Genomic DNA, 23,714 nt, shown 5'->3' with positions numbered 1-23,714 from the left:
AGGCGCTATTCTAGCAGAAAAACGATCAAAAAAGGGAGCCAATTGGCTCCCTTTGAAATCTGTTTAAACGAACTTAAAAAGTCGTTATTACAGTGCGCCTTTCGCTTTCTCAACCAAAGCAGCAAAGCCGTTTTGATCGTGAACTGCGATATCAGCAAGGATCTTGCGATCGATTTCTACTGATGCTTTTTTCAGGCCGTTGATAAAGCGGCTGTAAGACAAACCGTTTTGACGTGCCGCAGCGTTGATACGAACAATCCACAGTTGACGGAATTGACGTTTCTTGTTGCGACGGTCACGGTATGCATATTGACCTGCTTTAGTGACTGCCTGTACCGCGACGCGATAAACGCGACTACGAGCACCATAATAACCTTTCGCCTGCTTCAGGACTTTCTTGTGACGCGCTCTCGCGATTACACCACGTTTTACTCGTGCCATTTGCTAATCTCCCCTTATGCGTACGGTAACATACGATCGACTAATTTAATGTCCGCTTCGTGGACCATGCTCTTAGCACGCAGCTGACGCTTACGCTTAGGAGTTTTTTTAGTCAGAATGTGACGCAAGTGAGATTGCTTGCACTTATAACCGCCTGAAGCAGTCTTTTTAAAGCGCTTAGAAGCGCCTTTGTTTGATTTCATTTTTGGCATGAAATTAAACTCCGCATTGTTGATTGAAAGTGTGAAAGGGTGAGACAGCCAAGCTGCCTACTTGTAGACCACGATCACTTCTTAGATGGCGCCAGAACCATAATCATCTGGCGACCTTCAGCCCTTCTAGGGAACGACTCAACAGTTGAGATTTCTTCTAAATCCGCTTTTACACGGTTTAGCAATTCAATACCCAACTCTTGGTGTGCCATTTCCCGGCCACGGAAACGGATAGTGACTTTAGTTTTGTCACCTCCCTCGAGGAAGCGACGCAGGTTGCGCAGTTTTACCTGGTAGTCGCCCTCATCAGTGCCAGGTCGGAACTTAACTTCCTTAACCTGAATCTGTTTCTGCTTTTTCTTTTGCTCTTTTTGTTCTTTGCTCTTCTCAAAGAGGAACTTGCCGTAATCCATCAAGCGGCAGACCGGTGGTTCCGCGTTAGGGCTCATCTCCACCAAATCGACACCAGCTTCCGCTGCTGCGTCAAGAGCCTCGTTAATACTGACGACACCTGCTTGTTCACCATCGGTACCGATTAAGCGAACTTCATCAACGCCGGTAATTTGGTCATTGATACGGTTTTTATCTGCAGCTTTTTGAGTTCTTTTTCCGCCTTTAATGGTTTATTCCTCCAAGTAATTATTAAATTTTGCGTGTACGTACTTCGTCTTCAACTTTAGCAATGAAGTCTTCCAAAGGCATTTTACCCAGGTCTTCACCGCCACGGGTACGAACCGCAACCTCACCAGCTTCGACTTCTTTATCGCCGACAACCAGTAAATAAGGAACTCGTTTAAGAGTATGCTCTCGGATTTTAAAGCCAATCTTCTCATTTCTCAAGTCGGCTGAGGCACGAATTCCCTTTTCATTCAAAGATTTTACCACGTTTTTAACATAATCGCTCTGATTATCCGTGATATTCATTAAAACAACCTGCGTCGGCGCCAGCCAAAGCGGGAAGTGACCTGCGTATTCTTCGATTAGAATACCCATGAAACGTTCCAGCGAGCCTAAAATTGCGCGGTGAATCATCACCGGCGTATGGCGCTCGTTATCTTCGCCTACATAGGTTGCGCCTAAGCGCCCCGGCAGTGCAAAGTCCAGCTGGATAGTGCCACACTGCCAGGCACGACCTAAACAGTCAAACAGGGTAAATTCAATCTTAGGACCATAAAACGCGCCCTCACCCGGTAAATAATCAAAATCAATATCGTGCGCTTTTAACGCATCCGCCAATGCTTTTTCGCTGCGATCCCAGGTAGCATCGTCGCCTAAGCGTTTTTCCGGACGTGTCGACAGCTTCACGTCAATCTTGTCAAAACCGAAAGTTTCATAGGTTTCATAAACCATTTTGATACAGGCTGCTACTTCCGGCTGCACCTGATCTTCGGTACAAAATACGTGCGCATCATCCTGGGTAAAGCCGCGTACACGCATCAAGCCATGCAAGGCACCTGATGGCTCATTACGGTGACAAGAGCCAAACTCAGCCATGCGCAGTGGCAAGTCGCGGTAAGATTTTAGACCCTGGTTAAAGATCTGCACGTGACCCGGACAGTTCATCGGCTTAACCGCGTACTCCCGGTTCTCAGATGCCGTGGTAAACATCAAGTCAGAGAATTTCTCCCAGTGACCGGATTTCTCCCAAAGCACACGGTCCATCATCATCGGACCTTTTACTTCCTGGTAATCGTATTCACGCAGTTTTTCACGCACATACTCTTCTAACTCACGGAAAATGGTCCAGCCATTGTGATGCCAGAAAACCATGCCCGGCGCTTCTTCCTGCCAGTGGAACAGGTCCTGGTTTTTGCCAATTTTACGGTGATCGCGCTTTTCCGCTTCTTCTAAACGCTTTAGGTAGGCTTTTAGCTGCTTTTTATCCGACCATGCCGTGCCGTATAGCCGTTGCAGCATTTTATTGTCGGAATCACCGCGCCAATAGGCACCGGCCATTTTCATCACTTTAAAGTGTTCGCAGAACTTCATGCTAGGCACATGCGGGCCGCGACACATATCGATATATTCTTCGTGATGATAAAGCGCAGGATAAGAATCGGTTGGGATATTCTCGTCCAGGATCTCTATTTTGTAGGGTTCGTGGCGGTCAACAAAGGTCTCACGCGCTTCTTTCCAGCTGACGTTTTTCTTAATCACTTTATAGTCAGTTTTAGCCAACTCCTTCATCCGCTTTTCGATCTTCTCCAGATCTTCCTGGGTGAAGGTGTGGTCAACGTCGATATCGTAATAAAAGCCATTGTCGATAACCGGACCAATCGCCATTTTCGCATCCGGCCACAGTTGCTTAACCGCGTGGCCCATCAAATGTGCACACGAGTGGCGGATAATATGTACACCGTCCTCATCTTTAGGCGTTACGATCTCGACTTTCGCGTCGTGTTCAATCATATCGCAGGCATCGGCCAACTCGCCGTCGATGCGGCCTGCTACCGTCGCTTTCGCCAGACCAGGCCCGATATCCATAGCGATATCATAAATTGAAACGGGTTTATCAAATTCGCGTTGACTTCCGTCAGGGAGAGTAATTACAGGCATGAAACTTCCTTTGCAACCAGTGGTGACACCTACCAAGTGCCACGTGCTCTATTTTGGCTCAATGCAACGCTGTTATAAGTGTGCAAAAAACCTTACGAAATATTGGGCGTTCGGTACCATCGAACGCAAGACGCTACTATAATCGACCGCTTACATTTGAGCAACCTCAGAGCCTGTTTTGATATCAGAGACGATAGGTCAAATGGCGGCATTATTGGCCGCTAGCTTTTGGGCAGTAGCAACGGTGCTCTATCACCGCGCAGGCAGCCATTTCTCGCCACTGCAAATGAACCTGGTTAAAGGTGTTATTGCGACACCGTTATTATTAATCGTCAGCTTGCTGCTGGGCAACTCGTTAACGCTAACCAGTGGCCTTTGGTTACTGGCGTTAAGCGGCGTTATCGGCATCACCATTGGCGATAGCTGCCATTTTGCCGCGTTACGACGGCTTGGCCCCTGGCATGCGATGCTTTTAGAGTACCTTGCCCCGCCGCTAGCCGCGTTTATGGCCTGGGTATTTTTAGCTGACGGCTTAACCGCTATCGAAGTCGCTGGTGCAGTCATTACCTTAAGCGGCGTATTGGTTGTAGTGACCGAAAAAGCCCCTGACAAACAGCCGGCACTGTCGTTAGCCGGTATTTTATTCGGCTGTGGCGCGGCCGTCTGCCAGGCCAGCGGCTTGGTGATGGCATTTTCGGTACTGCAAACCGAGTCGGTCAATGCCATTGACGCCGCTTTTGTGCGCTTAGCAGCAGGCTCGGTATTATTGGCTATTATCGTCGGCTTATCACAGCGCAAAGCCTACGGAGCTATTGTTAGCCAGCTGCGTTCGATTAATCCGCTTCCTTTACTTGGTGCCATCGTTTTTGGGACCTTCCTAGCGATTTGGCTACAACAGATTTCCATCGCTAATATCAACCCGGGCCTAACACAAACCTTGCTATCAACCGCCCCGCTATTTTTAATCCCGATATCTTTGCTGAAAAAACAAAAGATTACGCCCCGTTCGGTCATCGGCGCACTGATCTCACTGGCTGGAATAGCGATTCTTTTCCTATAGTTTGAGTAGGCGTGCAAAGCGTAGGGGTGTCGTTCGCTGGGAGCTCGGTGGGGGGGGGCTGACACAGACACGCTACAAGTTCATCCCTGAACGCTTATCTCAGGCCATCCCTGGCCTTCGATAGTCTGTGTCAGCCCCCCACCAAACTCCTTTACGCGAACGGCACCGCTACGCTTTGCGGATACATCTTTTGGAGGAAATGATTATGCACGAAGAAGATCTTAACAGCGTGGTGGTGCGCTGCCCGCATTGCGGGAAAAGCACAGCACTGGATATTGATACCTCGGCGGGTAATCAGGATTATCAGGACGAATGCGCAGCCTGTGGTGATTTAATTCATGTGCAGTTGCAGGTTGACGAAATGAATCAGAAAACCCGCGTGCGCATTGACGGCAACGACGAGCAGTTTTATTAGCTCATTTGTTGTCCGCGCTGTTGCAGCACCCGCTCTACCGTTTCGACAATAGTGATGGTTTGCTGATCAAACTCGATATTGAGCTGCGTACCCGGTTGCGCTTGCGCCAAGTTGGTCAACCGCAGTGTTTCCGGGATTAAATGCAGGCTAAAACGGTTATCCAGCACCTCACCAATGGTTAAGCTGGCACCGTTAACCGCAATGAAGCCTTTAGCAAACAGATACGGCATAAACTGTTCCGGCACTTCAACCCAACCAGCCCAATTTGTCTCACTTTGCTCTACTTCCACCAGTGAGCCCTGACAATGAATATGGCCCGATACGTGGTGCCCACCAATTTCGTCACCGACCTTTAACGACCGCTCCAGGTTAACCAGGCTACCTTTGCCTAAATCGCCTAAATTAGTTAATCCTAGGGTTTCATCGATAACATCAAACTCAACCGTATCTTCGGTATAGTGAACCACCGTTAAGCAACAACCGTTTATAGCAATACTGGCGCCAATTTCCAGCTCGCGTAAAAACTGCGGTGCAACTTGCAACGTGATGTGGCGAAACTCATCGGAATCCTTAATATGAGCAACTTGCGCCTGAGTTTGTACAATACCAGTGAACATATGCGTTCCTAAACAGCTAAAGGGTCAATCATGCGAGGCAGTTTACTGAGGTTCATTAAAAGATGCCAGCCTTTATGGCGTCTCGGTTTCGCCTTGGGTTTGATCTGCATTAATGTATCGCTACCGGGCTGTTCGCAGCCGGATAATGTCGTCAGCTCAGTGCATACACTTAACCAACGTATTGCCAGTACATTAAACACCCCGCCCGCTACGCTGAACTACACGCCGCGGCCTGAGCCAATGCCAGCGGTGCGTGAACTAAAACCGACTGGCGAGCCCGCCGGCATGAGCTTTTTAATCAGCCTGCAGTTAGGCCACTGCAGCGCTGGTCAACTCATTGCCGAGCGCAATAGCTCGCTGGGGCGCCTGGAAGATGGCTTAATGCGCTATCAGGACGACCTGGCATTGTTAACCGCACTTAAATCTTGTGCAGAACACTCCGACTCAGCGCCGATCAAAACAGAACTAGAACAGGCCATCGCAGATAAACGACAACAACTGGCGTACGACAAAGCACAAGGTTTTGCGACTGATAAGGCGTTGCGGCATGCACTGACAGTAAGCAACACGCCACTCTCTGTTATTAGCGATAGCCGCTTTGAACCGCCCCTTAATGCCCTTAAACATCTGACTGAGTGGTTGAAACAGCCAACCGCCGATGCACAATTAGCCAACTGGCGGCAGCAATTAGCGCAATCAGACTACCTACCCCGCCTTATGCGTTCGACCATCGAAATGCGGTTGAAACTACAACAACTGCAGCAACAATTGCCATCACTAACCCAGGCGGCCGGTTGCAATGCCAAGGGCGTACCCGAGCGCGCGAGTATTCTACAAAACGTTTTTATGCAGTTTTTTATCAGCGATGTACAAGTCACGCTGGCGGCACTGACAACCCAATACCAGCAACTAAAACCCGTGTTAGAAAACCTTGCAGATCAAACGCCGCAGACGGCTTTGAAGCAATATTTAACTGAATTAAGTTTACAAGGCGAACAACTGACCGAAACCAGTAAAGCCTTTGTGCAGCCCTGGCAACAATTATTTGCTGACTGTGGCTTTACACCCGGCACCGATTAATCCTAAGCTGGGTTAATAAGCAACTGGTCTGACCGGAGTCATGCCATTATGAGCAAAACTGATAACTATTATGCACAAACCCATGAGGTGACTAACCAACCGCCGGCGTTAGAGGATTATAATCTGTACGCTGCAGACATCGCGCTACAAGAAGCTGTTGTACGCGAAGGTGCCGGCTGGGCCGAAACCGACATCGCCCGGTTTGGCGCCGAGTGTGGCTTCAGTGAACGGATTAAACTGGGCTTTGACGCCAACGCTAACAAGCCGCAACTACAAACCCACGACCGCTTTGGTCATCGTATTGATCAGATCGATTATCATCCGGCCTATCATCAATTGATGGATATCGCCATCACTGAGGGATTGCATTCCAGCCCCTGGCGCCAGCCGGGCAAAGGATCGCAGGTTGCACGAGCGGCCAAGTACTATCTGCATACCCAGGTTGAAGCTGCGCATGGTTGCCCGGTTACCATGACCTTTGCTGCTATTCCAGCGCTCCAACACCAACCTGAGCTGTACCGACAGTTTGCCGATAAGATCATGGCACCGTACTATGACTCGAATAACATACCCGACAACCGTAAAAACGGTCTAACCGTCGGTATGGCCATGACCGAAAAGCAAGGCGGCTCTGATGTTCGTGCTAACAGCACCACCGCCTACCCCATCGGTGCAGAAGGCCCGGCACAAGCCTATGAATTGGTCGGTCACAAATGGTTCGTGTCCGCCCCCATGTGTGATTTGTTTTTAGTGCTCGCACAAACGCCCGGCGGCTTATCCTGCTTTTTGGTGCCCCGTTGGCGGCCCGACGGCACCAAGAACGCGCTGCAGATCCAGCAGCTGAAAAACAAAATGGGCAATGTCGCCAATGCCTCCAGCGAGTGTGAACTGCGGGGCGCATTAGGCTGGATGGTCGGTAAACCCGGCCGTGGCGTGCGTACCATTATCGAAATGGTCGCCATGACCCGCTACGACTGTATGATCGGTTCGTCTTCGGGTATGCGCCAGGCTACCGTGCAGGCCATTCATCATTGCCGTCACCGTCGGGCATTTGGTAGCTCACTAGATAAACAACCGTTGATGCAAAACTTACTGGCCGACTTAGCACTTGAAAGCGAAGCGGCAATGACCTTAACCCTGCGAATGTCACGTGCCTTTGATCAGCAAAATGACGAACACGAAAAATTGTTCGCCCGCATAGCCACCCCGATTGGTAAATACTGGATCTGTAAAAGAACAACGCAGCACGCCTACGAGGCGATGGAAGTTATCGGCGGCATGGGTTTAATGGAAAACACCATCATGCCGCGGCTGTTGCGCGAGGCGCCGGTTAACAGCATTTGGGAAGGCAGCGGCAACGTACAATGTTTAGATATATTACGTGCCGTCCAAAAGGAGCCAAAGGTACTTGAGGCGTATTTTAACGAAGTGAGCAAAGCCGCTGGCAAACATCCGCTTTTAGATAAATTTGTTAATGCACTGCACAATGACTTTGAACAAACACCCAAAGACGACTGGCAATACCATGCGCGGAGTTTTGCTGACCGTATGGCGCTAGCACTGCAAGGCGCACTGTTGTTACAACATGCACCGGATTATATCGGCGAGGCATTTTGTGAAGCTCGGTTAAGCACCGGTCAGGCCGTGAATTACGGCACTTTGCCCGCTTCAGTTAACGCCCAAGGCATTATTGAACGCGCATTTGCCTAAAACATCGCCAGTCAGGCGGTTGCGGGTTAAAAAACACTTGCACCGCCTGCACTAAATGAATAATATAGCGCCCGTCTTCACGACACAGCACACCAAAATGTGCGTCCTTAGCTCAGTTGGTTAGAGCGCTGCCTTGACATGGCAGAGGTCGGTAGTTCGAGTCTACTAGGACGCACCACTTTACTTCCCCTGTTTATTTTATTGTCGACTAGCCCATTTGCGGAGCGGTTAATTGTTCACGTTCAACCGGTCTGCCAAAGTAGTAACCCTGATAATACACACAGCCTAATCGTTTTAGCAAAGCCAGCTCCGCCTCAGTTTCTACGCCTTCAGCAATAACATTAAGACCCAGACTCTGGGACAATAAAATAATGGCTTCAACAATGCGATAATTGCTGCTAGTCGGCTCGAGGTTACGAACAAAACTCTTGTCTATTTTTAGTTCCGCCAGTGGTAAACGACTAAGGTAACCTAACGATGAATAGCCGGTACCAAAGTCATCCAGCGAAAAGGTAATACCTAGCGCACTTAATGCCGACATTTTCTCGACGATATGATCAGTACTTTCTATCAACAAACGCTCAGTTAACTCGAGGTGTAAAAAGCGCGCATCAATGCCTGTGCGTTTAACCGCTTCGGCAATTATTTGCACAAAATTAGCTTGTTGGAACTGTACCGGCGAAATATTAATGGATAGCCGAGTTTCCCGAGCAGGAAAAGTCCGTTGATGCCACAATAAAAACTGACAAGCTTGCTCTATCAGCCACTCGCCAATAGTAACAATGGCACCGTTGCGTTCGGCAATCGGAATAAACTCATCGGGGCGAATCAAATCACCGTCACTGCGCCAGCGCAATAGCGCCTCATACCCCAGAGCAATGCCGTCGGCCTGCATCTGCGGTTGAAACTCTAAAAATAATTCACTAAGTAAATAAGGTGATTTTAACTTTTGATCAATAAGCGCCGAACTGCGGTAAGAGTCCCCTAACGAAGCTTCATAAAAATTAAGCCCACCACGATTACGCTGTTTTGACAGACCTAAAGCCACCTCGCAGTGGTGCAAGACATCCATCGAAGTCATATCACTCGAAACCAATACACAGGCGCCCGCTGATAAACGAATTGAACTATCCGCCACGCCCAGATCAATAGGGGCTTGTAACTCGTCTTTTAGCCGTTCGTAATAAGCTTCCACCTGCGCTCGGTTCTGCACCCCGTTAATTAAAATACCGAACTCATCTTCTTGTATACGGGCAATACAAATCGCATCCGCTGCAACGCGCTGTAAGCGCTGGCCAATTTCTACCAGCACGTCATCACCGCGATTAACGCCAAAGCCTTCGTTAATAAAGCGGAAATCATCAACATCTAACGACAACAAACAATAATGACCAGAAGTCTTACTGGTTGGTGCATTAAGGCAATAAGTAATATGCGATAGCAGCGCCGAGCGGTTTTTTAACCCAGTTAAGGGATCGGTGCTGCGTAAACTATCCAGCGCTTCTTTAGAAGCAATCGTTGGCCGCAAATCACGTAACGTACCCATAAAACGAAGCGCACCGTTTTCTACATATTCACAAATCCGCAACTCAACCGGAATATATTCCTGGCTTTTAGACACCACCTCGACCGAACGTGTCGAGCCAATAATTTGAGCCTGACGCGTTTCACGGTAGCTAGCCATATAATTATCGTGACGGCGTTTATGGTGTTGCGGCATCACCTGCTTAATGTTTTCGCCCTTAAGCTCCGACAGCTGAAACCCTAACAACTCTTCTGCCGACTGATTAAGGTAAAGTACTTTGCCGTGGGCATCGGTGGTAATGATCGCATCATGCATATTGTTTAATACATGATTCACATTACTCAAGTGGCTATTTAGCTTTTCCGTGGCGCGCTCGCGCGCTGTCACATCATAAACAAAGCCAGTCCATAACACGTCACCGTTAGCTTTTAGTTCAGGGGTAGAGCGTGCTTCCAGCCAAACTGTCTTACCGTCTGGGCGTTCAACGCTAAATACATAGTGAAACTCAGCTTGTTGCTGCGCAGAGTCGACAACACGTTGAAATAATTCCTGTTGATGTTCAGATGGTAGGCGATTGAATAATAGATTCGCATCCTTGAGGAGTTCAGACTTATCTACCCCGACAAATTGCTCTATACGGTCACCTAATTCAACAAAGTAATGATCACCATCGGGCCTGATAGCATAACGATAAAAAGCACCCGGCGTCAGGGCCGCAAAATTTTCCAGCATAGCAATTAATCCGTTAATCAACGATAAAGCACACTATTGCGCTTTTGACACGTCGTTAGAATAACGTAGCGCGACTAAATAAAGTTAAGCAAAACACCTTAATTTACTACATTTTGATTTAGATCATTTTATTAACGAAAAGCTCGATATACCCCATTGGTCCAACCGAAGCCCAGTTGTACTTCGTACTCACCACCGCTGGCCGGATTACTCGTGTCACACACGTTATACTTCTCTAACACTGCGCGGTTTTTGTCATAATAGTCACGAACCAGGTTAACCCAGCGCTGTTTAATATCTTTTGCTAAAGCGTCAAAGCCGTAATGTTCTAAACCCTTTGCGGCAAACCACTGCAGCGGCGCCCAGCCATTAGGTGAGTCCCATTGCTGCTGCGTTGACGTTAAGGTAGTGACCAAACCACCCGGGCGCAAAAACTTGCTTAGGTTATCTGCCACAACATCAGCTTGTTGCTGGCTTGCTAATTGCGTAAACAACGGCACCACAGCTGCTAGTGACCATATCGGCGTCTGCTGTTGTTGTTTGTGATCATAGTCAAAATAAAATCCCTGCTCGGCGTTATAACAGTATTGACTCAACGCCTGTTGACGCTTTGCCGCAGCCTCGGCATAAGCGTGCTGCTGGGAACGGTCTTCGACCAGTTGACTTAATCGGTCCTCCAACCGGTATAAAAGCGCGTTCAGGTCCACCGGCACAATATCGGTGGTTTTGATGCTGCTAAAATCATCGACATCGTCAAACCAACGCGAACTAAAGTCCCAGCCTGATTCACAAGCGGCGCGAATATGTCGCAAAAATTCCTGTGCCTGCTGACTGCTGAATCCTTTAACCTCGGAGGCGTCCTCACGAAATGATTCAGGCCTTGGCGAGTCGTCGGTATCGTAATAACGGTTTAAAATACTGCCGTCCGGCAACCGCACGCCACGCTGTTGCATCCAGAAACGATATTCCGTCTCAAGTCCTTTTATAGCCCGCTGGCGCTGCAGCCCGGTTAACTGGTCCTGCACCAAGTCAAATAACAGCACCAACACCGGCGGCTGGCTGCGGGTATGATAATAGGCGCGATTGCCGTTAGGTATGCAGCCGACCTGTGCCTGGATATCTAAAAAGTTTTCCAGCATGCTAACGACCAGATCATCATAACCGTCGGCCATCAGGCCCAAAGCGGTAAAATAGCTGTCCCAATAATAGATTTCACGAAAACGCCCGCCGGGTACTAGATAGCGATGGTGTAGCGGGATTAAACTATCATAACGATGAGTATCAGGGCTGCGCTGAAGTATCTGCCACATCGACGTAATGTATTGGTCGACATTATCCTGTTGAGCAGCGCTTAAATCGGTGTCTGCCGGCAACTGAAAGAGCCTATCCACAAAGGCCGCCAAATCAAACCCCGGCTGACCGCACTGCTGTCGATATAACGCACAAATATCAGGTAATGGGCGCTTGCCCTCCGCATCCGCAAAGGTTTTACTGTCGCTAAACAAACCTGCCATTTGCACGTCGTGAAATAACTCGCTGTTAAAAAACGTCAGCGCATCCTGCCAGCGACCGCTTCTCATAAAACGCCCCCTTCCGCCTTAACGGCCCGCGATGCACGCTTAAAGAAAAACAGCGTTAGCATGATTAGCGCAATCGGCACCAACAATAAATAAAACGCCTGTTGCCCGCCCATTGAATCAAATATCAAACCCGTAACAATCGAGCCTGTGGTGCCACCAAGAGCCGAGAAAACCACAATCAAACCGGTCATAGGCGCATGCTGTACGTTGGGCAACGAGCTCAGCATTACCGAATTAATAACCGGATATATCGGCGCCATGGTTAAACCAATCAACGGCACCAAAAATGCTGCCAAGGGCGCGTCCGTCCAGCTTAAAATGGGTGTGTCCCCAACGTGCTGTGCCAGCGGCAGGCTCAACAACATGGTTGCGCCCATGGCAAGCAGGCAGAGCATTAAAAACGGATACCAGTTCATCCGTTTAAGCACCGCACCGGCAGCCAAACGCCCGACCGCTAGTGAAATAGCAAAGATACTGGTAATTTGTACGCTGACCGCCACCGGCAACCCAAGCACCTCGCGGTTGAAGGTTGGCAGCCAGGAGCCGATGCCCTGTTCTATGAGCACATACAAAAATACCGATAAGATAAAAATCAACACCAGCGGCTGGTAAGTCAGCTTAAGCATGGTGACAAATTCTGATAACGGGTTGGCCGGTGCGACCTTGGGTTTTTCGACCGGTGCAATCAAGACCAGAACAAAGGTCACCGCCACGATCGCGGCAAGTAAATAATAGACATTAAGCCAGCTCAGCGAAGCCGCATTAGCTTCGTCAATAAAAGCAGCAAACACCCAATAGCCCGACAGCACACCAAGCATGAAAATGCCTTCAATGACGTTCATCAACGAGGAATGTGAGCGGGTATCCGGCGATAATTGCCCGATAATGGCGTAAACCGATACTTTAACCAGAGCAAATGCGGTGCCGACCCCGGCAAACAGTAATTTAATCGACCAGAACTCGGCAATACCCGGCGTGATCGCACAGAGCGCAGTAACCAGAGCCAGACCAATCAGCAACGCCAGTTTGTAACCCACACGCGGTATAAATGACGCCACCAAAAACGACACAATCGCGATGGAAAGATCTTTAAAGCCTTCCAGCGTACTTGCCTGCGGCTTGGATACGTCAAAGCTGGTAATGGATTGGAGAATAACCGTGCCGACACTATTCAACAATATCGCAAACACGTAATAACTTGCAGCAATCGCCGCAATAATCAGCAGTCTTGGCATCATAGCAGTAACTTTTTATTAACGTTATCCGCTGAGTCTAGCGCTGCTGAATCTGGATTGCAAACGATTGCATTTGTTTGTGGTAAATTCTTATTGCGCAGTCGAACGGCGCACAATCAGCCGCGTATCGACCACTTGTGATGCCCCGCTATGGCCTTCCAATTGATTAATCAGCTCACTGACCATCATCTCAGCCGCTTGTTGCGTGTTCTGCCTAATGGTCGTCAGCGAGGGATGCATCAGTTCAGCCAGCGCAATATCGTCATAACCGATAATACTGACATCCTGGGGGATATTGACGTAGCGTTCTTTCAGCGCTTTCAACGCACCCAGCGCCACCATATCACTGACACAAACAATGCCGTCAAAGTTAAGGCCATGCTGCAGAATGTGTTGGTTAACATAGTCATAAGCCGCTTTAGAGGTAATATCTATTGCGCCAAGCAACGCCGCATCAGGCTCAATGCCACGCTCTTTTAATGCATTAACATAGCCCTGATAGCGCTGGTTCATCTCGGCATGTTCGGGATCGCCTAAAAACAAAATACGCTCGCAGCCATGATTAAGCAGGTACCAGGTACTTTCGTGCCCGCCAAATAAATTGTCACCGCCCACCACCGGATACCGTGACGGTGTTTTCGGCTCACCCCATACCACCAGCGGTACGCCCGCTTCCGCCGCGGCATCGATCTTCGCCGTAGTTTTACCCTGGCCAATGACAATAATGCCGTCAGCACGCTGGCTACTAATAAAGTAATTGGCCCAGTCGTCGGTTGCCATAAACGAGTTCGACAACAATAATTCATAGCCGCGCGCGTTAAGCGCCATATTCAAGTCGCCCACGATTTTTAATAAAAACGGATCGGTAACGCTTTGTTCAGTGTGCTCAGCCAGGTTAAGAATAACCGCGATAACATGGGTTTTCTGCGTGCGCAGACGGCTAGCCGCGGTATTAATGCTAAAGTTATGTTGCCGCGCCAACGCCTGGATCTTATCCCGCGTTTGCTGTTTTATCAGCGGGTTATCCTTTAATGCACGCGATGCCGTCGAGGTAGACACACCCGCCAGTTCCGCCAGTTTTGCTAATGTCAGCCGAGATTCTCTTTTAGCCATAAATTATTATTCGAAATTTTTCATCACTATAGCCGTTATAACGACGTGTTCCTACCCCAGCTACTCGTAGTAGCCTTTATGTCACTTATGTTGCGACCTGCAGCAACAGTTGTAAACACTGATTAACAAAATGCGAATAAAAAAACTGCAATCGATTGCATTTTGGCTATTGCATACGATTGCAAGGCGTTCTATGTTGACGTCACGGTTTTGATGAGCGACCAAAAAACAAACAGAAAGCGCATCAGCAATAACAAAAAATTTACTAAACAGAACATCAGTCAGGAGCACACCATGAAAACGTTGTTCTCGAAAGGTCTGGTTGCCAGCGCCATCTCTCTGGCACTAGCGGGCACCGCAACGGCACAAGATAGCCAAAACGACACTGAACAGAAGCAAGCAGAAAAGCCCGAAGTCATCGTGGTTAGTGGTACCCCCGGCGGTGCCGGTATCCGAAAAATCGATGCCAGTTTCGCGGTCACTAACATTGATGCCGCCGACATTGATAAGATCTCGCCGAAATCAACCGCCGACTTGTTAAAAGCGATTCCCGGCGTATGGATAGAGAGTTCCGGTGGTGAATCCGGTGCCAACGTCTGGGTTCGCGGTTTTCCAGGCGGTGGTGACGCCCCCTTCCTAACCATTGCTTTAGAAGGCTCACCTGTTTACCCGCCATCGACCTTGTCATTTTTAGAGAACACGCAAATATTCCGCATTGACGAAACCATTCAAATGGTCGAAGGTCTGCGCGGCGGTCCGAACCCCATCGTCAGTAACGGTCAGCCCGGCTTAACAACCAATTTCCGCTTAAAGCAAGGCAGTGAAACCACCGAGGCCATGGCCAAATACTCAATTTCTGATTACGGCCTGAACCGTCTGGACATGGTAATGAGCGGCGAACTGGCTGATGATCTATTTTACATGGTCGGTGGTTACGTTAAAAGCTCAGAAGGCATTCGCGAAGCGGGCTTTAACAGCGAGGAAGGTAATCAATTTACCATTAACCTGACCAAGAAGTTTGATAAAGGCGAGTTGAACGTATACACCCGCCAAACCGATGATCATGGCAGCTGGTACCTGCCTACCCCGCTTAATATCGACGGCATTGATGCAAGCTACACGCAAATCGGTCCGCTCAACCGTCAGGCCAGTATTAGTTACGGTCCCGATAACGGCACCACCGAAATGTTCGATTTTGGCGACGGTCGCGGCTGGGACGGTCACATCAGCGGCGGTAGTTTAAAACTTGAACTGCCTAACGACTGGCGTCTAATCGATCGTTTTAATCTAACCAAAGGCGAAGCCAATACCTACGGCCTGGTGCCTGCAGGCGGTGCTACCACCGTCGGCGCAGTCGCTGATAACGGCACCTCAGCAACGGGAACAGTAACCGGTACAGAATACGGCGCCGATACCCCCGTACAGCAAATCGGTCGCTGGGTGGTATTAAAAGACATCCAGTCTTTTACCAACGATTTGGCTATATCCAAACGCTTTGACCTCTTTGATGTGTCATTCGGTTTGTACACCGCCAACACCAAAGCCGACGACTGGTGGAGCATTGGTAACGAAGCTTACTACGTATTGCAGCCGGGTGGCGAAATGCTTAGCGGAATCGCCTGTAACGACGACCCAGCGGTCAGTTGCGGCTTCAATTACGACATCAGCTCGGTTGGCGATGCCCAAACCACCGCGTATTACACCACCGGCTCGTGGTACGCCACCGATGATTTAACCATCGACGCCGGCCTGCGCCGCGAAAATCACGAAGTTAATTATACCGTTGACGAAGGCTTAGACGGCACTATCGATAAGCCGGTAACCTACGACGAAGACAAAACTTCCTGGACCTTGGGTGCAAACTACGCGTTAAACGACTTTAGCGGTGTGTTTTTGCGCGCCAACCGTGGTTACAAAATGCCCTATTTTGACGACTTCCGCGACAACTACGGCGCTTACACCAACGACAACAACCCGTTGATCAAAGAAGTCACCCAGGGTGAGCTGGGCTATAAATTCATGAACGATGAAATCCGCTTCTTTGCTACTGCTTTCACCAACGAGGTCAAAGGCGACACCTTTGTACGTCGCCCGGGTGTGCCGGCCGAGATCTTAACCAACGAAGCTTACGGTATCGAGCTGGATGGCCGCTATGACCACCGCTCAGGTTTCTCACTGGCCGTTAACGCCACGTTCCAGGAAACTGAAATTACCGAAAGCCCCAGCAACGAAGGCAACGAAGCGCAACGTCAGCCAGGCTGGCAGCTGCGCGTAACGCCAAGCTATGCCTTTGACTTCGGCGATATGCCGGCTTCAGTCTACGGGACGTTAACTGCCGTTGATGACCGTTTTGGTAACAACGAAAACACCGTGGTGCTGGAAGGGTATGAGAAAATCGACCTGGGTTTGATGTTTGAGCCTACGTCTTCAATGCGCGTGCAATTGGCGGTGGATAACCTTACCGATGAACTCGGCGTAACCGAAGGTGACCCGCGCAACCCGGACGCACCTAATGGCCGTTACATCATGCCGCGCAGCATCAAACTGAGCCTGTCTTATCAGTTTATGTAAGCGCGCTTACGGTAATATGCCGACATGTAGCTTGCGCCTTTGGCGCAAGCTTTTTATTTCGACAACACTAACACCGCCAACAAAGCCCCCAGAAAAATTCCCGTCACTAAGGCTACCATCAAAGGTAGTGCCTGTAGCCAAACCGGTTTGTCAATCTGCGCCTGGTGCGTTGCTTTTTTTGTTATATCTTGGCTTTGCTGACTAAGCTCAATGTCTAGCACCGCATTTAACGCCTGCACGGTCTCGTTTGACGCTTGGCCATCACGCTCAACACGCTGTACAGTGCGCAAACTAATCCCACAGGCATCGGCTAAGTGTTGTTGCGTCCAATTACGCTGCTTACGCTGGTCGATAATAAGCGACTGATCAACTACCATCACTCACCCCATCATCATCAGCGCGACTTTTGTCACAGAAAAGCCACTGATTAAACCCAGCCCGAATAGAATAAGTACCATCTTAACCAGGTCAGCTTTACTCTCAATCGAACGCATGTGTTGGGATTCAATCAGCTCGCCATTTTTAAATAACTCGCAAGTGACCTCGCAAAAGACCGAACCGGTGACCACAAAGCGGATTTGATAGTCATCATCCCCGACCGTAAAACTATGTTCACTGCGCTTCGCTATGACCCGTTGTTCACAAACAACCTGGTCATCAACCCGCACTACCTCGTTACCTGTGATGCTGTTGGCCGATGCGGTAATACGGCGGCCGTTATCCAAAAAGTTAAAGTTAAAGCGAAAAGTTAATTGTTCAATTAGGCTACGTTTCATTTTGTGCTCGTGTTGGTGAATGTCGGCAAAACATTAGCAGCCCGATGGTAGCCTTGATACGACAGTTTTGCGACTGTCGGGTGGCGGGCGGTTTGTTTCTTCCGCACTCGGTTAAACGTAGTCGTTCGCTCACGCCATCAATGCTGCGTAGGGTTCGGCAATCATGCGCTATAACAGACGTAGGATTCATTCCTTCAAAGGTTATTTTTTCCGTACCCTTAAGAGCCACTAGACTAACCTGTGCCGGGGTTCGGAGATGTGTTTATTGCAGACATAACACTGCGACACTTTATGTCGCAGTGTTAGTCATCATTCGATTTTAAAATCCTGGTTGAGCAAACGCCAGTGCTGCCGAAGCTTCGCTTTATGTTCATCAAGCATCGGTAAATCGTTCAGCATCGTCGGCCAGAATTCGCGCACACGTTCCATAACGTCCAGTAAATGAATCTTTATCGCCGACCAAGGAACATCAATACGTTTTGCCCAAGCCTCAAACGATGCCATTGTCATGCTGTACCACTGCTTATTTTTAGCCATATTTAATGCCAAATAGTCATTATCAATATAAGCCTGGGTAAAAACTATATCGTATGCCGGAGAAAGCAACGGCCCCGAACCAGTTGGGTAGAACATTGACCAGTTTTTAATATGTGCATCTCCGTTAGCCAGCAAAATATTCACTAACAACCGGCGCGCTAACTGCTGAGTATCTTTTAACCCTTTTTCACCCGCTCGATAAATTGCAGCGCCAATTTGCTCATAATTCACCCTGTCGTATTTGTGCAAAGGATAATGACCCATTATCTGAGCAAAGTCCTCAGCATGTACTCTACCCGTTGGCGTTCGATCAAAACGTTTAATGGCATAGACATGTGGCTCGTCAGGCATTGGTATGTCTGGCATATCAACGAGGTTTTTGCGGGGTACCAACCTGACTTCCGGGATATCTATACCCACGGCTGCGGCAAGTAACATAGCGGAGTATTCGTTTTGCACCACACCCTTATGAGTGACTGAAGGTGTTTTTATGATCCAGCTATCGCCATCAGAAGCGTCGCTAACAGCAAATCTCGAGCCGTCACGCAGGGACGAAAATTTCATTTGAACGCCGGCTAGTGAAAACTTCCTAGCCGTTTGCGAAACAGGCACCCTCACCGCTTCTACTTTATCTCTTGGCGATAACGCCCAATCGGGGATCGCGTCTGGTGCCAATGCCGATGCGCATAACGCACCGGGTAAATCACGACCAGTCCAGGCCAACATAGGAAACTCATCGTAGCTATCAACCTTTAATTCATTAGCCATCCAGTTGCGCAGCGCCCCCTCGGGCAACAAGTTTGATAGCAACGGCGGTAATTGTTGCGAATGGATCAGTGGCTTAGCAAAGAAGTCAGGCTGAATAAGCTCCCGCATACTCAGCAAAGGGGTTAGATTTTTGCGGCGCCGTTCAACAAATACCGGATTAAATGTCAGTATGTTTTTGCCACCACTAAAGTGTGCAATGACCCCCACCTGTTCATCGTGCAGCGTCAGCGATAAGGCCTCTACTTTCTCCAAACGCTTAGACATAGTCTAATCATCACCTAAAGACTGAATAAAATCCCAGTCGCTCTGCCGTTGTTGTTCGCTTTTTTGCGCGACGTTGTCGGCGTTTAGATGTATTAACTCATGCTCAAGGGCGCGTGCTTGTTCTTTGGGCGCAATCAGTAATTCTAAACCCAAACCTTCGAGCACACGTAAAAGTGTAGACAGCCGCGTGTCACTACCGGCCTCAATTCGCTGGTATTGTTGCTGACTCATGCCTATTTTTAAACGCATGTCTTGCTGACTTAAGCCAAGTTCCTCGCGTCGCTCGCGTAGCAGTGAGCCGTATTGTGCAAGTTTAGTTATCATAAATTACAACTATTACGTTGTTTAAAAGTCTTTATACATCATATTAGTTGTTATTTTTGTTTTTTACAATATTTTTGTTGTAACTTGCGCTTAAAGCGCAAGCTACCCACAAGGTTAATCACGCGTTATGCTATCGACACATATTAACGACGTAGTAAGGAACAACATGACAACTTATAAAGCAATTAATCTGGTTAAGCGCCCGAATCCGGGTCCGGTGAGTGCCGATATTTTTGAAGTGGTGGAAAAAGAGCTACCCACGGTTAACGACGGCCAGTTTTTAATCAAGCAAACCCACATGTCGCTAGATCCCGCTATGTTCGGCTGGATGAGCCCCGACACCGAAAGCTATATTCCACCAGTGGAGCTGAATACCGTAATGCGCAGCTCCGGCGTTGGCGAGATCGTAGAAAGCAAGCACCCGGATTTTGCCAAAGGCGATCGCGTGATGGGCATGATGGGCTGGCAAGAATACGCGATAAGCGATGGCCAGGGCATCAATAAAGTTCAGGCTGACGTGCCTGACGAAATGGTTTTATCCGTGTTCGCCCTACCCGGCTTAACCGCCACCCAAGGTTTATTTAATGTCGGCGAACCAAAATCAGGCGAAACCCTGGTAGTCACCGGTGCAGCAGGTTCTGTCGGCTCTATTGTCGGGCAACTCGCCAAAGCCGATGGTTTGCGGGTAATCGGTGTGGTCGGCAGCGACGAAAAAGCCGACTGGATAACCAATGAATTAGGCTTTGACGGGGCTATTAACTACAAAACCGACGACTTGAGCACCAAGCTAAAAGAGCTCACCCCGGACGGTATCGATTTGTACTTCGAAAATACCGGCGGCCCCATTCAGCACCATGTGATGCAACACATGAATGCGCACGGGCGTATCGTGGTTTGCGGCATGATTGCCGACTATGACAAGGCTGAACCCGCGCCCGGTCCGAGCTGGATCCCGATTATTAAAAAGCGCCTGAAGATCCAGGGCTTCACCATGCCGGACCACTTCCACCAAGTGCCCAGCCTGCTGGAAAAACTCACGCCTTATGTGATGTCCGGCAAAATCAAATACCGCGCGCACACACTGGAGGGCCTTGAGTCCGCCATTGACGGCCTGAACATGTTCTTTAGTGGCGATAATAAAGGCAAGTTATTGGTTAAGCTTTAAACAAAAACACGACCTTGCGCCTAGCGCGTAAGGTCGTTGATATACTGTTTTAGCAACTCTTCGTTGGGCTTAACATTGTAATAACTGAAGTGTGGAAGGCCCAATACAGCAACATCTTGCCCGCCCTCTGAAAATCGAAACCCTTTTAAGCGGAAATTGCCATGATTAGCTTCCTTACTAACCTTTGATGAAGGGTCAATCGCATGGCGTTTTTGCTGCAGTAACTTGGTATACGCCGAACCTGCATTGGCATTACCCACCGCAACAATAATTTTGGGTTTCACGATGTTCAGCATCTTTTCGTGAATGGGCCAGCAGATACCACTATCTCGTTTATAATTGACCCCTTTTTCAGCATGGCTCTGAAAAAATATTAAGTTGGTCATAAATACCTGGTCAGGCTGATAACCCAGAAGCCCAGTAAATTCGTTAAGACCTCTCTGATAACGCGTCAAACGCTTAACATCACGATGCCGCAGCGTGCCATCATCGTTCGTGCCGTTGCGATGCTGCCAGGTCTGCTCATAACCACTGACATCCTTGCCAAAATGATTGTCCAATTCGTCACTAATGGGAGGCCCGCTATCACCGCCTGGGTTGTACCCCATTAAATATACGTCGCCACTTTTAAGTAATTCAGGTTTACTGTAAAAAATACCGCCCGAACGCTTGGCTTCTGCGCCAAGTTGTTCACGGCAAAATTGCGCAAGTTGTTGAGGAGTCATTAGTGCGTTCCTTGCAAAATAGTAAAATCCAAATGCGACATCAGATGTCGCAGTGAGTCGCTAACCTAAGCTTAATAATCAATATATAGCAAGAGGTAGCAATGGCTCAATACCCAAAATTCAAACTGAGCAACAATAGCCCAGAACTTCCGAAAATACCGGCGAAAATCGCCAAAAGCGAGCCCTATACCTTTGATCAACAGTGGTTTCCGCTAATCTTTTTCTGGCTGTCCAGGTGTTTAACCTTGATTGCTGATAAAAAGGCCAGACAGAACTTTGCTTCTCGTTTGAACAAGGTTGGCGTGCTATATGAACTGCACGACAACCTGTTTGAGCAGGTCAACGAGTTCAGCGGCGTTAATAGCGATTGGCGAATCCGTACACCCGAGCTTTTAGGTGTACAGGCGCTAGAAAAGCAACTTAATTTAACCGTTGATGAATCACGTTGTGTTGCATTCGCTTACCTGTGTAGCAAATCAAAGTTACTCGAGGCGATGCTGGATATAGTTTACCGCTACTTTGTATTCCCTGAGGATTTCGAACTATTAAGTAAGCTCGTCGGGGTTGATGCCATTACGCTTGAGGAGTTGCTGATATCCGATAGACGTTTAGGTGTAATGCAAATGACCGAGTCGCCGCAGCGCTTTCCGGGACAGTTTTTTCGCATGAGCAAGGCGGTATCAGATCGTATCGATGCGTGTCAGTCCACGGATGATGACATACTAGTTGACGTACTCGCGTTCGCTTCGCCAGCCACCATTGAGCTCGAACAATTTAGCTACCTAAATGAATTACTGATCCTGTTAAAAAGCTGTGTTGAGAAAACATCGACAGGCACCTGTGCGCCGCTCAATATCCTATTTATTGGGCGGCCCGGAACCGGGAAAACGGAGTTAGTCAAAGCATTAGCTAAGCATGCGGGGGCGGGTTTGTTAGAAGTACCGGTGATTGCTCCCGACAACCGCAGAGATACCAGCACCTACCGATTAACCGAGTTTGAAAGAATAAGCCTCATGATAGACGGGGCTCATCGGTATCAACTTTTGTTCGATGAGGCAGAAGACGTGCTCCGTCAGGGATTATTCGATGAAACACGTAAAGCCTGGATAAACCGGATTTTAGAACAACGCCATACCAGCTCGTACTGGATCTGTAACAGTACACGCGACTTCGAAGCGTCTTTTTTGCGGCGCTTTGATCACGTGATAACCATGCCGGAGCCGGATTTTAACGCCCGGATAGCACTATTAAAAAAAGCGCTACCTACTGACTCTGTTACACCGCAGCTATTAAGCTCGTTAGCCGCCAGCGACGCTTTGGTGCCGGCCGATGTTAGCCAGCTAGGGAATTTGGTTAAGCGGTTTGCCAGCGAGCAACTACCCGCTGAAAAACTGATCAAATTCGCTACCCCTGAATTACCCTGTGTAGAAAGTAGCGAATTAGGCACTTTCGATTTTAAACTAACGCCAATTAAAACAGACTTGTCGAAAGCTCGCATCGAGCAACTCTGTAATCAAGGAGCTGATATCAAACTGTCGATTACAGGTGTCAGCGGCAGTGGTAAAACTGCTCTGGCAAGGTACCTCTGTCACCAGTGCAACGGCAGCACGCTGTTTTTTGATGCCTCGACACTTATCGATTCAATACCCGATACCTTTGATGCCAACCTAAACAGCATGTTCCAACGGGCTGCTCAGGCGAATCAATTACTGGCTATCGACAACCTCGATCATTTATTACGCGCTATCCAGCGTGTGATGCCATCACCTGAGACGACATTGCGCGAATTGGCGGCACGCATTCGTAATGTGAGCGTTCCACTTGTTATTGCATTAGACTGCCACGTAACTTATAACGAGTTTCCGATGTTCGAAGCAGCCATCGATTACAACATACAGATGGAGTTGTGGGACGCGTCGATTATCAGCGAGCATGTTAACCTCTGGGCTGTTGCCAATGGCTTCAAAGCACCAACGATTGGCAGTCATTGCAGCGCAACACCGAGGCAGCTTATTAAGGCTTTACGTGCTTGCCGATTTGAAGATGATACCAGAAATCTGAGTATGCGATTATCAAGCAATGACGAGCGCAATCAGCGATTATTAACGCGTGTGTGTTAGATAGGAAGTGTAAAAATGGCAAGCATCGGGATATTTTGGGTATTTGAGGGCATAGTATTTGGCGAGCGGGTTGATATTGTAGACGCATCAGAGCGCGTGATGGGGCTCTTGGATTCTGACATTGAGCATGTCAATAATTGGCCTCAACAACAACGTTCGAATTCGAAGCTGACAGCCTACGAATATCA

General features: G+C 48.7%; 21 protein-coding genes and 1 tRNA gene. 8 read left to right on the top strand and 14 right to left on the bottom strand.

Annotation, left to right across the window (positions count from 1 at the left end):
• Nucleotides 1–87 precede the first annotated feature (87 nt).
• From rplT to thrS, 4 genes are all read right to left on the bottom strand, one after another.
• The gene (gene rplT, locus KZ771_RS03965; RefSeq protein ID WP_053953835.1) at nucleotides 88–441 is read right to left on the bottom strand and encodes a 50S ribosomal protein L20; all 354 of its coding nucleotides are present in this window, start codon (nucleotides 439–441) and stop codon (nucleotides 88–90) included.
• A 14-nt stretch (nucleotides 442–455) separates the two neighbouring features.
• A complete protein-coding gene (gene rpmI, locus KZ771_RS03960) occupies nucleotides 456–653 on the bottom strand; it encodes a 50S ribosomal protein L35 (protein ID WP_053953836.1) in 198 nt (65 codons plus the stop codon).
• Between the two features lie 74 nt (nucleotides 654–727).
• Nucleotides 728–1,273 (bottom strand): translation initiation factor IF-3, encoded by a 546-nt coding sequence (infC, locus tag KZ771_RS03955; protein ID WP_133538535.1) that lies wholly within the window; start codon nucleotides 1,271–1,273, stop codon nucleotides 728–730.
• A gap of 22 nt (nucleotides 1,274–1,295) precedes the next feature.
• Nucleotides 1,296–3,209 carry a threonine--tRNA ligase gene (thrS, locus tag KZ771_RS03950; protein WP_290654423.1) on the bottom strand — a complete coding sequence of 638 codons (1,914 nt, stop codon included), beginning with the start codon at nucleotides 3,207–3,209 and terminating at the stop codon, nucleotides 1,296–1,298.
• Nucleotides 3,210–3,411: 202 nt separating this feature from the next.
• Between thrS and KZ771_RS03945 the strand changes: the two genes are divergently transcribed.
• Nucleotides 3,412–4,269, top strand: coding sequence for a DMT family transporter (locus KZ771_RS03945; RefSeq protein WP_133538537.1), 858 nt, complete (start codon nucleotides 3,412–3,414; stop codon nucleotides 4,267–4,269).
• 205 nt (nucleotides 4,270–4,474) lie between these two features.
• Nucleotides 4,475–4,684 (top strand): CPXCG motif-containing cysteine-rich protein, encoded by a 210-nt coding sequence (locus KZ771_RS03940; protein ID WP_290654422.1) that lies wholly within the window; start codon nucleotides 4,475–4,477, stop codon nucleotides 4,682–4,684.
• On the opposite strand, the gene KZ771_RS03935 is transcribed toward KZ771_RS03940, so the two are convergent.
• Nucleotides 4,681–5,301, bottom strand: a complete 621-nt coding sequence (locus KZ771_RS03935; protein WP_290654421.1) for a riboflavin synthase subunit alpha — start codon at nucleotides 5,299–5,301, stop codon at nucleotides 4,681–4,683. The genes KZ771_RS03940 and KZ771_RS03935 overlap by 4 nt on opposite strands.
• A gap of 93 nt (nucleotides 5,302–5,394) precedes the next feature.
• Here KZ771_RS03935 and KZ771_RS03930 point away from each other — a divergent pair, with 93 nt between their 5' ends.
• The 3 genes from KZ771_RS03930 (at nucleotide 5,395) to KZ771_RS03920 (ending at nucleotide 8,269) form a co-directional block, all read left to right on the top strand.
• The gene (locus KZ771_RS03930; protein ID WP_290654420.1) at nucleotides 5,395–6,381 is read left to right on the top strand and encodes a DUF3080 family protein; all 987 of its coding nucleotides are present in this window, start codon (nucleotides 5,395–5,397) and stop codon (nucleotides 6,379–6,381) included.
• A 48-nt stretch (nucleotides 6,382–6,429) separates the two neighbouring features.
• Complete coding sequence (locus KZ771_RS03925) at nucleotides 6,430–8,091, top strand: isovaleryl-CoA dehydrogenase (RefSeq protein WP_290654419.1); 1,662 nt, start codon at nucleotides 6,430–6,432, stop codon at nucleotides 8,089–8,091.
• Nucleotides 8,092–8,192: 101 nt separating this feature from the next.
• Nucleotides 8,193–8,269 (top strand) — tRNA-Val (locus KZ771_RS03920).
• A 30-nt stretch (nucleotides 8,270–8,299) separates the two neighbouring features.
• Here KZ771_RS03920 and KZ771_RS03915 read toward each other — a convergent pair.
• From KZ771_RS03915 to KZ771_RS03900, 4 genes are all read right to left on the bottom strand, one after another.
• Nucleotides 8,300–10,348, bottom strand: a complete 2,049-nt coding sequence (locus KZ771_RS03915) for an EAL domain-containing protein (RefSeq protein WP_290654418.1) — start codon at nucleotides 10,346–10,348, stop codon at nucleotides 8,300–8,302.
• Between the two features lie 131 nt (nucleotides 10,349–10,479).
• Nucleotides 10,480–11,928 (bottom strand): trehalase family glycosidase, encoded by a 1,449-nt coding sequence (locus KZ771_RS03910; RefSeq protein WP_290573637.1) that lies wholly within the window; start codon nucleotides 11,926–11,928, stop codon nucleotides 10,480–10,482.
• The gene (locus KZ771_RS03905; protein WP_290573639.1) at nucleotides 11,925–13,163 is read right to left on the bottom strand and encodes an MFS transporter; all 1,239 of its coding nucleotides are present in this window, start codon (nucleotides 13,161–13,163) and stop codon (nucleotides 11,925–11,927) included. Before KZ771_RS03905 ends, KZ771_RS03910 begins: the two co-directional genes overlap by 4 nt.
• 90 nt (nucleotides 13,164–13,253) lie before the next feature.
• Nucleotides 13,254–14,276 carry a substrate-binding domain-containing protein gene (locus KZ771_RS03900; protein ID WP_290573636.1) on the bottom strand — a complete coding sequence of 341 codons (1,023 nt, stop codon included), beginning with the start codon at nucleotides 14,274–14,276 and terminating at the stop codon, nucleotides 13,254–13,256.
• A gap of 294 nt (nucleotides 14,277–14,570) precedes the next feature.
• Between KZ771_RS03900 and KZ771_RS03895 the strand changes: the two genes are divergently transcribed.
• Entirely contained in the window at nucleotides 14,571–16,847 is a 2,277-nt protein-coding gene (locus KZ771_RS03895; RefSeq protein WP_290654417.1) for a TonB-dependent receptor, read from the top strand.
• Between the two features lie 53 nt (nucleotides 16,848–16,900).
• Here the strand turns inward: KZ771_RS03895 and KZ771_RS03890 are convergent, their stop codons facing one another.
• The 4 genes from KZ771_RS03890 to KZ771_RS03875 form a co-directional block, all read right to left on the bottom strand.
• Entirely contained in the window at nucleotides 16,901–17,224 is a 324-nt protein-coding gene (locus KZ771_RS03890; RefSeq protein WP_290654416.1) for a helix-turn-helix transcriptional regulator, read from the bottom strand.
• A 3-nt stretch (nucleotides 17,225–17,227) separates the two neighbouring features.
• Nucleotides 17,228–17,623 (bottom strand): hypothetical protein, encoded by a 396-nt coding sequence (locus KZ771_RS03885; protein ID WP_290654415.1) that lies wholly within the window; start codon nucleotides 17,621–17,623, stop codon nucleotides 17,228–17,230.
• Nucleotides 17,624–17,932: 309 nt separating this feature from the next.
• Nucleotides 17,933–19,192, bottom strand: a complete 1,260-nt coding sequence (locus KZ771_RS03880) for a type II toxin-antitoxin system HipA family toxin (RefSeq protein WP_290654414.1) — start codon at nucleotides 19,190–19,192, stop codon at nucleotides 17,933–17,935.
• A 3-nt stretch (nucleotides 19,193–19,195) separates the two neighbouring features.
• Nucleotides 19,196–19,516: a helix-turn-helix domain-containing protein gene (locus KZ771_RS03875; protein ID WP_290654413.1), complete on the bottom strand. Its 321-nt coding sequence runs from the start codon at nucleotides 19,514–19,516 to the stop codon at nucleotides 19,196–19,198.
• A 166-nt stretch (nucleotides 19,517–19,682) separates the two neighbouring features.
• Here KZ771_RS03875 and KZ771_RS03870 point away from each other — a divergent pair, with 166 nt between their 5' ends.
• Nucleotides 19,683–20,681 carry an NADP-dependent oxidoreductase gene (locus KZ771_RS03870; RefSeq protein ID WP_290654412.1) on the top strand — a complete coding sequence of 333 codons (999 nt, stop codon included), beginning with the start codon at nucleotides 19,683–19,685 and terminating at the stop codon, nucleotides 20,679–20,681.
• A 20-nt stretch (nucleotides 20,682–20,701) separates the two neighbouring features.
• On the opposite strand, the gene KZ771_RS03865 is transcribed toward KZ771_RS03870, so the two are convergent.
• Nucleotides 20,702–21,406, bottom strand: a complete 705-nt coding sequence (locus KZ771_RS03865) for a uracil-DNA glycosylase family protein (RefSeq protein WP_290654411.1) — start codon at nucleotides 21,404–21,406, stop codon at nucleotides 20,702–20,704.
• A gap of 101 nt (nucleotides 21,407–21,507) precedes the next feature.
• Between KZ771_RS03865 and KZ771_RS03860 the strand changes: the two genes are divergently transcribed.
• On the top strand, nucleotides 21,508–23,526 hold the full coding sequence (locus KZ771_RS03860) for an AAA family ATPase (RefSeq protein WP_290654410.1): 2,019 nt from the start codon (nucleotides 21,508–21,510) through the stop codon (nucleotides 23,524–23,526).
• Nucleotides 23,527–23,714 lie beyond the last annotated feature (188 nt).

This window comes from Idiomarina sp. (assembly GCF_019431395.1).
Taxonomy (GTDB): domain Bacteria; phylum Pseudomonadota; class Gammaproteobacteria; order Enterobacterales; family Alteromonadaceae; genus Idiomarina.
Note: the sequence above shows the minus strand (reverse complement) of the source record. Positions and strands in the feature narration are given on the sequence as shown.

Bases quoted from the DNA above. Each gene is read 5' to 3' on its own strand.
- rplT (WP_053953835.1), bottom strand. From the start codon at position 441: ATGGCACGAGTAAAACGTGGTGTAATCGCGAGAGCGCGTCACAAGAAA.
- rpmI (WP_053953836.1), bottom strand. From the start codon at position 653: ATGCCAAAAATGAAATCAAACAAAGGCGCTTCTAAGCGCTTTAAAAAG.
- thrS (WP_290654423.1), bottom strand. From the start codon at position 3,209: ATGCCTGTAATTACTCTCCCTGACGGAAGTCAACGCGAATTTGATAAA.
- KZ771_RS03945 (WP_133538537.1), top strand. From the start codon at position 3,412: ATGGCGGCATTATTGGCCGCTAGCTTTTGGGCAGTAGCAACGGTGCTC.
- KZ771_RS03940 (WP_290654422.1), top strand. From the start codon at position 4,475: ATGCACGAAGAAGATCTTAACAGCGTGGTGGTGCGCTGCCCGCATTGC.
- KZ771_RS03935 (WP_290654421.1), bottom strand. From the start codon at position 5,301: ATGTTCACTGGTATTGTACAAACTCAGGCGCAAGTTGCTCATATTAAG.
- KZ771_RS03925 (WP_290654419.1), top strand. From the start codon at position 6,430: ATGAGCAAAACTGATAACTATTATGCACAAACCCATGAGGTGACTAAC.
- KZ771_RS03915 (WP_290654418.1), bottom strand. From the start codon at position 10,348: ATGCTGGAAAATTTTGCGGCCCTGACGCCGGGTGCTTTTTATCGTTAT.
- KZ771_RS03910 (WP_290573637.1), bottom strand. From the start codon at position 11,928: ATGAGAAGCGGTCGCTGGCAGGATGCGCTGACGTTTTTTAACAGCGAG.
- KZ771_RS03905 (WP_290573639.1), bottom strand. From the start codon at position 13,163: ATGCCAAGACTGCTGATTATTGCGGCGATTGCTGCAAGTTATTACGTG.
- KZ771_RS03900 (WP_290573636.1), bottom strand. From the start codon at position 14,276: ATGGCTAAAAGAGAATCTCGGCTGACATTAGCAAAACTGGCGGAACTG.
- KZ771_RS03895 (WP_290654417.1), top strand. From the start codon at position 14,571: ATGAAAACGTTGTTCTCGAAAGGTCTGGTTGCCAGCGCCATCTCTCTG.
- KZ771_RS03890 (WP_290654416.1), bottom strand. From the start codon at position 17,224: ATGGTAGTTGATCAGTCGCTTATTATCGACCAGCGTAAGCAGCGTAAT.
- KZ771_RS03885 (WP_290654415.1), bottom strand. From the start codon at position 17,623: ATGAAACGTAGCCTAATTGAACAATTAACTTTTCGCTTTAACTTTAAC.
- KZ771_RS03880 (WP_290654414.1), bottom strand. From the start codon at position 19,192: ATGTCTAAGCGTTTGGAGAAAGTAGAGGCCTTATCGCTGACGCTGCAC.
- KZ771_RS03875 (WP_290654413.1), bottom strand. From the start codon at position 19,516: ATGATAACTAAACTTGCACAATACGGCTCACTGCTACGCGAGCGACGC.
- KZ771_RS03870 (WP_290654412.1), top strand. From the start codon at position 19,683: ATGACAACTTATAAAGCAATTAATCTGGTTAAGCGCCCGAATCCGGGT.
- KZ771_RS03865 (WP_290654411.1), bottom strand. From the start codon at position 21,406: ATGACTCCTCAACAACTTGCGCAATTTTGCCGTGAACAACTTGGCGCA.
- KZ771_RS03860 (WP_290654410.1), top strand. From the start codon at position 21,508: ATGGCTCAATACCCAAAATTCAAACTGAGCAACAATAGCCCAGAACTT.